We start from the raw sequence: 12,564 nt of genomic DNA, 5'->3' as shown, positions 1-12,564 counted from the left end.
AGGAGCTCACATCATGAACGCTATCCCGACCACCTTCATCGTCCAGGGCGCGCTCTGGCTGCTCGTCGTTTTCTCCGTCGTCACGTGGACGCTGATCGTCGTGAAGGCCATCCAGAGCCTGCGCTCGAGCGCGCGCAACCGGCGTTACGTCAGCGCGTTCTGGGCCGCGAACAGCTTCCACGACGCGGCCACGCTCGACGGCGCGAACAGCCCGGTGGGCGAACTCGCCGCGACGGGCTTCGACGCACTGCGACGCGCCGACGAGAGCAGCGCGCACGATCTCGAACACAGCTGGAGCCGTCATGACCTGCTCGAACGCCATCTGCGCCAGCAGATCCACAACGCGCGCCGGCGCGAGGAAGCGGGGCTCGCGGTGCTCGCGTCGATCGGCAGCACCGCGCCGTTCGTCGGGCTGTTCGGCACCGTGTTCGGCATCATCCATGCGCTGACCGCGATCACGCACAGCGCGTCGGCGAGCATCGACGTCGTGGCCGGGCCGATCGGCGAGGCGCTGGTCGCGACCGGCATCGGCATCGCGGTCGCGGTGCCGGCCGTGCTCGCGTACAACTTCTTCGTGCGCCGCGTGAAGGCCGCGTCGGCCGATCTCGACGCGTTCGCGACCGACTTCGTCACGCTCGCGCAGAAAGCCGGCTTCCGCGTGCCGGCCGCCGTGCCCGCCGCCACGCCGGCGCGCCGTTCCGACGACACCCGCCAGGAGGCGTTCGCATAATGGCCTTCTCGTCCTCCTCCGACAACGACGACGTGCTCAGCGAAATCAACATCACGCCGCTCGTCGACGTGATGCTCGTGCTGCTGGTCGCCTTCATCGTCACCGCACCGCTGCTGAACAACGCGGTGCACGTGAATCTGCCGAACACCGTCGCCACCGCGCCGGCCGACCGCAAGCCGAACGTGACCGTGAGCGTCGACGGCAAGGGCGTCGTGTACCTCGACAAGCGCGCGGTCGCGCTCGACACGGTGCCGGCCGAGCTGGCCGCGCTGAAGGCCGGCCGGCCCGACGTCGCGCTCGACCTGCAGGCCGACGAGCACGTGCCGTACGGCACCGTCGCGAAGCTGATGGCCGCGATCGAGCACGCCGGTATCACGCGATTGTCGGTGCTCACCGCGCCGCGCGGCTGACGCGCGTTTCACGACTCCTTTTTTGCGAACGCATTCATGAGCACCACGGCTTCACACAACGTTCAGTCGATCTGGTACACGCGCTGTCCGGTGCCGACACCGCTCGGCATCGCCGCGCATCTCGGCTGGCTGGATCACGAATTCGCCGGCGACGGCATCACCGTGCGCGCGCTGCAGGAAAGCCAGCACGCGGCGCTGCATCACGCGCACGTCGACCATTCGCTCGACAACGCGTTCCGGCAGGGCGGCAGCATTCCGGCGCTGTGGGCGCGTGCGTCCGGCGCCGACACGCGCGTGGTCGCGCTGACCTGGGTCGACGAGGCCCAGGCGATCGTCGCGCTGCCGGAAGCCGGCCTCGCGCGGCCGAAGGACCTGCGTGGGCGCCGCATCGGCCTGCCGCGCCGCGACGGCGAGCGGATCGACATCTTCCGCGCGGCGGCGCTGCGCGGCTTCGTGAGTGCGCTGTCGCTCGACGGGCTCGGCCCCGGCGACGTCGAATGGGTCGACGTACCGGCATCGAACCTGCGCGCGCCGGTGGCGACGCCCGCGACCCGCGACGCGGCGTTCAGCCATCCGGCGAGCCTGTCGAGCCGGCGGCTCTATGCGGCCGAGGCGGCCGCGCTGGTGCGCGGCGACGTCGACGCGATCTACGTGAAGGGTTCGCTCGGGCTCGAAACCGCGCACCTGATCGGCGCGCAACCGGTGGTCGACATCGGCTTTCATCCCGATCCGCAGATCCGCATCAACAACGGCTCGCCGCGCCCGCTGACCGTCAATGCGTCGACGCTCGAACGCCATCCCGACATCGTCAGCCGCTTTCTCGCACGCGTGACCGACGTCGAAGGGTGGGCGCGCGAGCACGAGCACGAAGTGCTCGGCTATCTCGGCCGCGAGACGGGGTCGGGCCACGACTCGCTGCGGCTCGCGTACGGCGTGGACGTGCACCGGCGGCTGCGCACGGATCTCGACGAAGCGTCGATCGCCGCGCTCGATGATTTCAAGCGCTTTCTGGTCGACTGGCGGTTCCTGCCCGCCGACTTCGACGTGCGCGCGTGGATCGACCGGCGCGCGCTCGACGGCATCGCGACGCTGTCGCGGTGAGCACGCCGGCACGCGTCGCCGACGCATGGCGGCGCGAGCGCTTCACCGGCGGCTTCATGCTGCTCGCGCTCGCGAGCGGCACGACGATCAGCATGGCGCAGCTCGCGACGACGCTGTATGCGCTGGCGCTCGGCGTCGACGACGCGCGGCTCGGCATCATCGCCGCGATGGAGCCGCTCGGCATCGCGCTGATGACGTTGCCGGCCGGGCTGCTGGTCGCGCGCTACGGTGCGCGCCGCGTGTACTTCGCCGCCAGCATGGGGCCGATGCTGCTCAATCTCGTCGTGCCGTTCACGGGCGCGTGGCCGCTGATCGCGCTCACGCAGGGGCTGATCGGGCTGTGCATCCCGTTCCGGATCGTGTCGATCAACGGCGTGTTTCTCGCGCGGCTCGCGCAGATCGGCCTCGCCCGCGCGGGCTGGTATCGCGCGGCGATGTCGATCGGCACCGGGATGGTGGGGCCGTGGCTCGCGAGCGGGCTGATCGGCACGCACGGTGCGGTCGCGACGTTCTGCGTGGCGTCGGCGAGCTTCGCGGGGATGGCGCTGTTCAGCCGCGGGTTGCTCGGCGAGGCGGCGCCACCGTCTCCCGGCGCGTCACGTCGAACCGGCGGCCTGCGCGCGCTGTTCGCGCTCGCGTGGAGCCGCGGCATCCGCGAGCAGCTCGTCGTGGAAGCGGTGAACAGCGCGACGCGCGCGCTCGTCGGCACCTATACGGTGGTGCTCGCGATCCAGTCGCTCGGCCTCACGCAGACGCGTGCCGTCGCACTGCTGACATTGCAGGGCGCGGTCGCGGTGATCGCGCTGTTCGGGCTCGGGCACGTCGCGCAGCGCATGACCGAGCGCCGCTGTCATGCACTCGGCCTCGCGGGCGGCATGGCCGGGCTGCTCGCGCTCGGCCTCGGGCGCGATCCGTGGATCGTCGGTGCAGGGCTCGCCGCGCTGTGCGCCGGCTCGTCGCTGCTGCATCTCGTCAACATGCAGCATCTCGGCCGTCATCCGGCCGACAAGAGCCAGGTATCGAGCCTCTACAACCTCGCGTCGATGACCGGCGCGTTCTGCGGCCCGCTGGTCGGCAGCGCGCTCGCGCCGCTCGTCGGGTTGCGGGCCGTATTTCTGTGCTGGCTGCCGGTCGTCGTGCTGGTCGCACTCGCGCTGCGGCTCGCACATGGGCGTCGCGGCGCGACGCAAGCGCTGCCTGCGAAGCTGTCCTAACGAATTCGGCATCGTGCGGTGTTGCGTGACCAGCAATTTTCCGCTTACACAGATGCGCATGCAGCAACACGGGCGCAGCAGGCCCGCCGCGCGCCCCGTGCGACGGGCCTGTCGATGCTGGCATCCGAATTGCATGAGAGAACCCGTGCGTCGCGCACGCACTGCGTTCAACCGATCAAACAGGATGACTCATCGATGTTCAGGAAAAAACTAATCGTCACCGCGCTGGGGGGACTGCTGACGGGCGGCGTCGTATCGTCGCCCGCATGGGCGGAAGATGGCGCGGCGACGGCGGGGGCGCCGGACGCGAAGCCGGCGCAACAGGCATCGGACGATGCGGCCGCGGCCGCACCGAAGGCGGTGCGTGCGGACCGCGGTACGGCCGTACGCGAAACGAACCTCGGCACGGTGACCGTGACGGCGCGCCGGCGCAAGGAGCGCATCCAGGACGTGCCGGTCGCGGTCAGCGCGCTGAGCGGCGATGCGATCAAGAACAACGAGCTGCGCGTGATCAACGACGTGACGAAGTACGTGCCGAACTTCACCGGGCAATCGACCGAGGGCCGCGAACGGCCGCGCTGGTTCCTGCGCGGCGTCGGCAGCAACGATCCGTCGGACCTGTCGCTGAGCCCGATCGGCGTGTACTTCGACGACGTGTACATCAACAGCGTGTTCGGGCAGGGCTTTCCGCTGTTCGACCTCGACCACATCGAAGTGCTGCGCGGGCCGCAGGGCACGCTGTGGGGCAAGAATACGGTCGGCGGCGCGCTCAACATCACGTCGCAGAAGCCGACGTTCGACGTGAGCGGCTACGGCAAGCTCGGCTTCGGCCAGTACAACAGCCGGCTCGCGGAAGCGGCGATCGGCGGGCCGATCGGCAAGAACGACGTGCTGGCCGCGCGCGTGTCGGTGTATCACGAGAATGCCGACAGCTTCTACACGAACACGGTGCAGCAGGGGCGCTTCGGCGGCTTCCACGACAACGCGGTGCGCTTCCAGGTGCTCGCCGTGCCGACGTCGGACACCGATTTCCTGTTCAACATCCATGGCCGCAACTACACGGGCGGCGGCAACGCATGGCACGCGGAAGGCGCGGGGCGCGGCGGCACGAACCAGTTCGGCTTCGTCGGGTCGAGCGATCCGTATACGGTGTCGCTCAATGCGCCGTCGAGCGATCACATCTCGACGTGGGGCACGTCGCTGACCGCGCACTGGCGCATCAACCCGGCGGTGTCGCTGACGTCGATCACCGCGTTCGAAGGGCTGCACCGCTGGTACCAGGACGACGAGGACTATTCGCCGTTCGATGCGGCGCGCTCGCACGACCGCCTGTCGAGCCGGCAGTTTTCGCAGGAATTCCGGCTCGAATCGCCGCAGAGCGACCGCCTGAGCTGGATCGTCGGCACGCATCTGTTTACCGAGCAACTGGCCGAGCAGGGCGCCGGCGGCGGGCTGCCGGGCTCGCCGTCGCCCGCGTACTACCACCTGACGGATCTCACGCAGCACACGCAGAGCGCGGCGATCTTCGGCAGCGTCAAGTACCGGTTCACCGACCGCTTCAACGTGACGGGCGGGCTGCGTTACACGATCGAGCGCAAGACCATCAACCTGACCGGGCTGCAGGATACCGGCAACGTGACGTTCAGCGATCCGAACAGCTGGTGGTCGCCGTCGTCGGTGTCGTCGCCGCTCGCGGTCAGCGCGCGGCAGAACCAGACCAACACCTGGCGCGCGCCGACCTGGGACCTCACGCCCGAATATGCGCTCAGCAGCAACGTGCGCGCGTATTTCCGCTATGCGCGCGGCTTCCGCTCGGGCGGCTACAACGGCAACGCCTATACGCAGAGCACGGTGTCGACCGTGTCGCCGGAGTACCTGACCGATTACGAGGTCGGCATCAAGAGCGAATGGTTCGACAAGCGGCTGATCGTCAACGCGAGCGTGTTCCACTACGACTATCGCGACATCCAGGTGTTCGCGCTGGCGCCGAACCCGTTCGGCGGGCCGCCGGTGTCGACGCTGTCGAATGCGGGGCAGGGGCGCGCGGACGGCTTCGAGCTGGAGCTGAAGGCGCAGCCGGTCAACAGCCTGTACCTGTTCGCGAACCTCGGGATGCTGAACACGCGCTACACGGAATTCCGCAACGTGCCGACGGCCGTGGGCAACTCGTTCGCACGTTCGCCGCATACGACGCTGAACGCGGGCTTCGACTATCGCGTACCGGTGTCGTTCGGCACGCTGACGGCGGGCGGCGACGTGAACTACCGCAGCCGCGAGTACTTCAGCGCGACGCGGCAGACGATGCCGCAGCTGTGGCAGGGCGGCTATACGGTGCTGAACGCGCATGTGTCGTACACGACGCCGAACCAGAAGTACATCGTGACCGGCTACGTGACGAACCTGACGAACAAGGTCTACAAGAAGCTCGAGCTGTTGCCGTCGTATGGCGCGTATCCGACGCTGTACGGCGATCCGCGCACGGTCGGGATCACGCTGACCGCGAAGATCTGACGCTGACGGGAGACGCCTGCCGCGGCGCCGGCGCCTGGCGCGTCGAGCCGCGGTACGTCGTCCCTGCACGCATCACGACGCGACGCGAATCACCACCTTGCCGAAGTGCTGCCCCGATTGCAGGTGCGCATACGCTTGCGGCGCTTCGTCGAAGCCGAACACGCGATCGACCACCGGCTTGATCCGCTTCGCGTCGACGAGCCGGACGACGTCGTCGAGCATCGCGCGGCTGCCGACCATGAAGCCGTGCAGTTGCTTGACGCCGCCGATCAGCGGCAGCAGATCGAGTACCGGCCCGCCGAAGCTGCTGAGGCCCCCGATGATCGACACGATGCCGCCGAGCTTCGTCGCGGCGATCGAGCGCGGCAGCGTATCGCGGCCGCCGACTTCGACGACGAGATCCGCGCCCGCGCCGCCGGTGAGCCGCAATACTTCATGTTGCCATTCGGGCGTCGTCCGATAGTTGATCGTTGCGTCCGCACCGAGTGCGCGGGCGCGTTCGAGCTTCGCATCGCTCGACGACGTGACGATCGTGCGCAACCCCGTGGCCTGCGCGAGCTGCAGCGCGATGATCGATACGCCGCCCGTGCCGAGCAGCACGACGGTCGCGCCCGGCTTCAATCCGCCGCCGACGAACAGCGCGTTCCACGCGGTGATGCCCGCGCACGACAGCGTCGCCGCTTCGTCGTAGTCGAGATGCGGGGGAATCGCGACCAGCGCGGTTTCGTCGGCGACGAAGCGTTCGGCCAGCACGCCGTCGAATTGCGCGCCGGGCGAACCCGACACTTTGTGCGGCGTCGGCGGCCCGTCGATCCAGCGCGGGAAGTAGGTGTTGATCACGCGGTCGCCCGGCCTGAAGCGCGTGACGTCGCGGCCGGTCTCGACCACTTCGCCGGCGCCGTCGGCGACCGGGATCAGCGCTTCCTTGCCGATACCCAGATAGTCGCCGCGCGCGAACATCAGGTCGCGATAGTTCAGCGCGGCCGAGTGGATCTTCACGACGATGTCGGTCGGCCCGACCGCGCGCGGCGTCGCGTCGATACGCCCGAGCCCGGCAATGCCGTCGCCCGGTTTGAGGTGCCATGCATGCATGTCGACTCCTTTTCGAGATAGTCCGGACTATCATAGTGTTGCGCAGGTAGACGCATTGGCGAGAATTCGGCCAACGATTGTCGCCGGCATGGAAACAACCCTGTCATCGCACCGGAGCGGAGCGGCATGGATGAACGGCTGAGAGGTGTCGCCGAATTCGTCGACGTGGTGGAATCGGGCAGCTTCGCAGCGGCGGCGCTGCGCCTCGGCATGACGCGCTCGGCCGTCGCGAAGATCGTCGCGCGGCTCGAACTGCGTCTCGGCGCGCGGCTCCTGCAGCGCACGACACGCCAGCTCGGCCTGACCGACGAAGGGCTCGTCTATTACGAGCAGTGCCGGCGGCTGCTGGCCGAACTCGGCGAAACGGAAGCCGCGCTCGACGCGGGCCGTCGCGAGCCGGCCGGGCGCGTGCGCGTCAGCGTGCCCGTGCTGTTCGGGCGGCAGTGCGTGGCGCCCGTCGTGCGGCGTCTCGTCGAGCGCCATCCGCGGCTCGAAATCGACATGTCGTTCAGCGATCGCGTGGCCGACCTCGTCAACGACGGTTTCGACCTGGCCGTGCGCATCGGCGAGCTGGCCGATACGAGCGCGCTGGTCGGCCGCAAGCTCGGCGTGCAGCGCATGGGCATCTGCGCATCGCCCGCGTATCTCGCGCGTCACGGCCGGCCGTCGGGGCTCGACGAACTGGCGTCACACGTCGGCATCGCGTATTCGCGCGGCGGACAGCCGACACCATGGCGAGTCATCGGCGCGGACGGCGCGGTGCACGACCATCGCGCGGCCGGCCGCCTGCGGTTCGACGACCTGCAGGCGATCGCCGATGCGGCCGCCGCCGGCGCGGGCCTGGCGTGGCTGCCGTGCTGGCTGATGGCGCCGTACTTGCGCGACGGCCGTCTCGCGCTCGTGATGGACAGCAACAGCGTGTCGGGCGCCGAGGTGTTCGCGGTGCGGCCGGCGGCGCGCCACGTGCCGTCGAAGGTGCGGGCCGTCGTCGATGCGCTGGTCGACGAGATTCCGCACATGCTGGCGTCCGACGACGCAAACGGGGTACGCGCATGACGACGGCGCGACAACCCGGTTGGCCGCGCATCGCGCCCGCTCGTGTCTCATATATCGAGAACACATCCCGGTAATTGACGCGAATTTCACGGGGCTCCTAGACTGGCCTGCATGACGCCGCGCCTCACGCGAGACGATCCAGGAGACATGCCGATGACCGCCACCGCCCCGCAGTTGCACGCCGCGACGATGCGACGCCTGAACCTGCGCCTGATTCCGTTCCTGATGCTGCTGTACCTCGTCGCGTATATCGACCGCTCGAACATCTCGGTCGCGGCGTTGCAGATGAATGCCGACCTCGGTCTCAGCGCCGAAATGTACGGGCTCGGCGCGGGGTTGTTCTACGTGACCTACATCCTGTTCGAGGTGCCGAGCAACCTGTTCCTCGCGCGGGTCGGCGCACGCCGCTGGATCGCGCGGATCATGATCACGTGGGGCATCGTCGCGGCCGCGATGAGCGCGGTGCATACACCGGGGCAGCTCTACGCGATGCGCCTGCTGCTCGGCGCGGCCGAAGCCGGCTTCACGCCGGGCATCATCTACTACCTGTCCGCGTGGTATCCGCAGAGCGACCGGGCGCGTGCGATGTCGTTCTTCTACATCGGCGCGACGCTCGCGTCGGTGATCGGGCTGCCGCTGTCCGGCGCGCTGCTGAACCTGAACGGCGTGCTCGGCGTCGAGGGCTGGCGCTGGCTGTTCCTGCTCGAAGGCGTGCCCGCACTGCTGCTCGGGTTCGTCGTGCTGCGCCGCCTGCCCGATACGCCCGCGCACGCGCGCTGGCTGCCGGCCGACGAGCGCGCGTGGCTCGAAGCGACGCTGCGCGACGGCGCGCCGCGCGAGCATCTGTCGCATGGCGTCGCATTGCGGCGTGCGTTCGGCGACGGCAAGGTGTGGGCGCTCGCCGCGTTCTGGTTGTTGCAGGCGTTCGGCACGATCGGCCTGACGTTGTTCCTGCCGCTGCTCGTGAAGAGTCTGTCGGGGCAGTCGAGTTTCGCGGTCGGCAGCCTGTCCGCGCTGCCGTTCCTGTTCGCATGCGTCGCGATGTATCTAAATGGCCGGCATTCAGATCTCGGCGGAGAACGCGCGCTGCATCTCGGCGTGCCGATGCTGTTGGCCGGTGCGTTGCTGGTCGCGGCGATCTACACGCCGGTGCTGCCCGTCGCGTATGCGCTGCTGGTGTTCGCGGTCGGCTTGAATTGGGCCGCGACGCCGGTGTTCTGGGCCGTGACGACCGAATACGTGTCGGGCCTCACGGCGGCCGCGTCGATCGCGCTGATCAACGCGGTCGCGAACATCGCGGGGCTCGCGCTGCCGCCGGTGATGGGGCGGATCAAGGACGTCACGCATTCGTACGATCTCGCGCTGCTGCTCGTCGCGGTCGCGTTGCTGGCGGGCGGTGTGCTCGCATTGCGGATCGCGTCGCGGCGCGCGATGCCGGTGGCGGCGGGGCGGGTTGGGTGAGCGACTGGCGAGTGTGAGGGTGACGCATCGAACGCGACGAGAAGGCATCGACCGTACGCGTTTCTCGTCGCTGCGGCACAATCGGGCGGAGCACGCGCGCGCCGGGTGACCACAAGGCGCGTTGCGCCATTTCCTCCGGATTCCTTCCCAAGGGCACGCCCATGTCATCCCGCACTTATCTCGTCACCGGCGCATCACGCGGCATCGGCCTCGCGATCAGCACCACGCTCGCCCGACGCGGCCATCGCGTCGTCGGTCTCGCGCGGCACGCGCAGGGCATCGACTTCCCCGGCGAATTGCTCGCGTGCGATCTCGCCGATATCGAACAGACCGCCGCGACGCTCGCGCGGATCGGCGAACGCCACCATGTCGACGGCATCGTCAACAACGCGGGCATCGTGCTGCCGCAACCACTCGGAAAGATCGATTTCCAGTCGTTGCAGACCGTGTTCGATCTCAACGTGCGGGCCGCGATCCAGGTCACGCAGCATTTTGCCGATGCGATGAAGGCGCGCGGCTACGGGCGCATCGTCAACATCTGCAGCCGCGCGATCTTCGGCAGCCTCGACCGCACCGCGTATTCCGCCGCGAAGAACGCGCTGGTCGGCTGCACGCGCACGTGGGCGCTCGAACTCGCCGAACACGGCGTGACCGTCAACGCGGTGGCGCCGGGCCCGATCGAGACGGAACTGTTCCGCCAGACGCGGCCGGTCGGCAGCGAAGCCGAGCGCAAGGTGCTCGCGACGATTCCCGCGCGCCGGCTCGGCACGGCCGACGACGTCGCGGCCGCCACCGTGTTTTTCTTGTCGGACGAAGCCGGTTTCGTCACCGGGCAGGTGCTATCGGTGGACGGCGGCGGCAGCCTCGGCGGGCGCAGTTGATGCACGGCTGCGCGACGCGTGGCGGACGATACGCGCCGCATATTCCCCCACCCCGTTAGCATGTGACGAATCCGACTTTGGGCGCCGCACGAGCGACGCTAAGATCGCCGATCCCGTAGATCGAGCGTCAACAATAATGAAAAAGTCCGCGTCGCCGTTGCATGCTTTTCGTTTCCGTGTCGTCTGCGCCGCGATTGCCGGCGCGGTGTCGCTCGCGTCGTGCGGCGGCGTCGACAGCGACGCGCCGCCGTCGCAGGCCGGCGTCACGCCGACGCCCACCCCGACCCAGGCCGCGAAACGCCCGAACATCCTGTACATCATGGCCGACGATCTCGGCTATTCCGACATCCATGCGTTCGGCGGCGAGATCAACACGCCGAACCTCGACGCGCTCGTCGCATCGGGCCGCATCCTGTCGAACCATCACACGGGCACCGTCTGCGCGATCACGCGCGCGATGCTGGTGTCCGGCACCGATCACCATCTCGTCGGCGAAGGCACGATGGGCGTGCCGACCGACGAGCGGCGCGGGCTGCCCGGCTACGAGGGCTACCTGAACGATCGCGCGCTGTCGTTCGCGCAACTGCTGAAGGACGCCGGCTATCACACGTATATCGCGGGCAAGTGGCACATCGGCTCGGGCATCGTCGGCAGTGCGACGGGCAGCGGGCAGACGCCCGACCAGTGGGGCTTCGAGCGCAGCTACGTGCTGCTCGGCGGCGCGGCGACGAACCACTTCGCGCACGAGCCGGCCGGCTCGTCGAACTACACGGAAGACGGCCGCTACGTGCAGCCGGGCCAGCCCGGGCAGCCGGGCGGCACGGGCGGCAGCCCGGCCGTGTTCTATTCGACCGATTTCTATACGCAGAAGCTGATCTCGTACATCGATGCGAACAAGCAGGACGGCAAGCCGTTCTTCGCGTACGCGGCCTACACGTCGCCGCACTGGCCGCTGCAGGTGCCCGATCCGTGGCTGCACAAGTACGCGGGCGTGTACGACGCCGGCTACGATGCGATCCGCAACGCGCGGATCGCGCGGCAGAAGGCGCTCGGCCTGATTCCGGCCGATTTCAAGCCGTTCGACGGGCTGCCCGAGACGACGGTCGCCTCGCCCGCGACCGCGAACAACGGCACGGCCAGCGCGAAGTACATCAACGCGGTGCATTCGGCCGCCGACGGCTACAGCGACTACGGCCCCGGCAAGGTCGACAAGCTGTGGTCGAGCCTGTCGCCGGCCGAGCGCAAGGCGCAGGCGCGCTACATGGAGATCTACGCGGGGATGGTCGAGAACCTCGACTACAACATCGGCCTGCTGATCCAGCACCTGAAGGACATCGGCGAATACGACAACACGTTCATCATGTTCCAGTCGGACAACGGCGCGGAAGGCTGGCCGATCGATTCCGGCGCCGACCCGACCGCGACCGACACCGCGAACGCGCAGGAGCCGACCTATTCGGCGCTCGGCACCGACAACGGCAAGCAGAATGCGCAGCGCCTGCAGTACGGGCTGCGCTGGGCCGAAGTGAGCGCGGCGCCGTTCCGGCTCACGAAGGGCTATTCGGGCGAAGGCGGCGTATCGACGCCGACGATCGTGCACCTGCCGGGCCAGTCGCAATCGTTGCCGACGCTGCGCGCGTTCACGCACGTGACCGACAACACGGCGACGTTCCTCGCGGTCGCGGGCGTCACGCCGCCGTCGCAGCCGGCGCCGCCGCTGGTGAACACGCTGACGGGCGTCGATCAGAACAAGGGCAAGGTGATCTACAACAACCGCTATGTGTATCCGGTCACGGGCCAGTCGCTGCTGCCGGTGCTCACCGGTTCGGCGACGGGCGAAGTGCACACGACGCCGTTCGGCGACGAAGCGTACGGCCGCGCGTATCTGCGCAGCGCCGACGGCCGCTGGAAGGCATTGTGGACCGAGCCGCCGCTCGGCCCGCTCGACGGTCACTGGCAGCTGTACGACCTCGCGTCGGATCGCGGCGAGACGACCGACGTGTCCGCGCAGAACCCGTCGGTGATCGGCACGCTGGTCGACCAGTGGAAGACCTACATGGGCAACGTCGGCGGCGTCGAACCGCTGCGTCCGCGCGGCTACTACTGAT

The 12,564-nt window shown here is 68.7% G+C and carries 10 protein-coding genes; 9 read left to right on the top strand and 1 reads right to left on the bottom strand.

Translation table 11 applies throughout. The features are described 5' to 3' along the window. Nucleotides 1-13 precede the first annotated feature (13 nt). The 5 genes from AP428_RS24450 (at nt 14) to AP428_RS24430 (ending at nt 5,966) form a co-directional block, all read left to right on the top strand. On the top strand, nt 14-730 hold the full coding sequence (locus tag AP428_RS24450) for a MotA/TolQ/ExbB proton channel family protein (protein ID WP_011694575.1): 717 nt from the start codon (nt 14-16) through the stop codon (nt 728-730). Continuing rightward, a complete protein-coding gene (locus AP428_RS24445) occupies nt 730-1,140 on the top strand; it encodes a biopolymer transporter ExbD (protein ID WP_006484323.1) in 411 nt (136 codons plus the stop codon). The genes AP428_RS24450 and AP428_RS24445 overlap by 1 nt, the downstream gene beginning before the upstream one ends. Before the next feature lie 36 nt (nt 1,141-1,176). Further along, nucleotides 1,177-2,241, top strand: a complete 1,065-nt coding sequence (locus AP428_RS24440; protein WP_011694576.1) for an ABC transporter substrate-binding protein — start codon at nt 1,177-1,179, stop codon at nt 2,239-2,241. Next, entirely contained in the window at nt 2,238-3,455 is a 1,218-nt protein-coding gene (locus AP428_RS24435) for an MFS transporter (RefSeq protein WP_011694577.1), read from the top strand. Before AP428_RS24440 ends, AP428_RS24435 begins: the two co-directional genes overlap by 4 nt. Nucleotides 3,456-3,650: 195 nt before the next feature. Further along, entirely contained in the window at nt 3,651-5,966 is a 2,316-nt protein-coding gene (locus tag AP428_RS24430) for a TonB-dependent receptor (RefSeq protein WP_011694578.1), read from the top strand. Nucleotides 5,967-6,038: 72 nt separating this feature from the next. On the opposite strand, the gene AP428_RS24425 is transcribed toward AP428_RS24430, so the two are convergent. Beyond that, nucleotides 6,039-7,058 (bottom strand): NAD(P)-dependent alcohol dehydrogenase, encoded by a 1,020-nt coding sequence (locus AP428_RS24425; protein ID WP_011694579.1) that lies wholly within the window; start codon nt 7,056-7,058, stop codon nt 6,039-6,041. Between the two features lie 126 nt (nt 7,059-7,184). On the opposite strand from AP428_RS24425, the gene AP428_RS24420 reads away from it, so the two are divergent. The 4 genes from AP428_RS24420 to AP428_RS24405 all read left to right on the top strand — a co-directional run bounded on the left by AP428_RS24420 (nt 7,185) and on the right by AP428_RS24405 (nt 12,563). After that, nucleotides 7,185-8,114, top strand: coding sequence for a LysR substrate-binding domain-containing protein (locus AP428_RS24420; RefSeq protein ID WP_011694580.1), 930 nt, complete (start codon nt 7,185-7,187; stop codon nt 8,112-8,114). A 153-nt stretch (nt 8,115-8,267) separates the two neighbouring features. After that, on the top strand, nt 8,268-9,575 hold the full coding sequence (locus AP428_RS24415; RefSeq protein ID WP_011694581.1) for an MFS transporter: 1,308 nt from the start codon (nt 8,268-8,270) through the stop codon (nt 9,573-9,575). Nucleotides 9,576-9,736: 161 nt separating this feature from the next. Beyond that, complete coding sequence (locus AP428_RS24410) at nt 9,737-10,456, top strand: SDR family oxidoreductase (RefSeq protein ID WP_011694582.1); 720 nt, start codon at nt 9,737-9,739, stop codon at nt 10,454-10,456. A 136-nt stretch (nt 10,457-10,592) separates the two neighbouring features. Beyond that, a complete protein-coding gene (locus AP428_RS24405; protein WP_011694583.1) occupies nt 10,593-12,563 on the top strand; it encodes an arylsulfatase in 1,971 nt (656 codons plus the stop codon). Nucleotide 12,564 lies beyond the last annotated feature (1 nt).

The sequence above is a fragment of the Burkholderia sp. E168m22 genome (genome assembly GCF_001319805.1).
Classification (GTDB): Bacteria; Pseudomonadota; Gammaproteobacteria; order Burkholderiales; family Burkholderiaceae; genus Burkholderia; species Burkholderia orbicola.
This window is presented reverse-complemented; position numbering and strand designations above follow the sequence as displayed.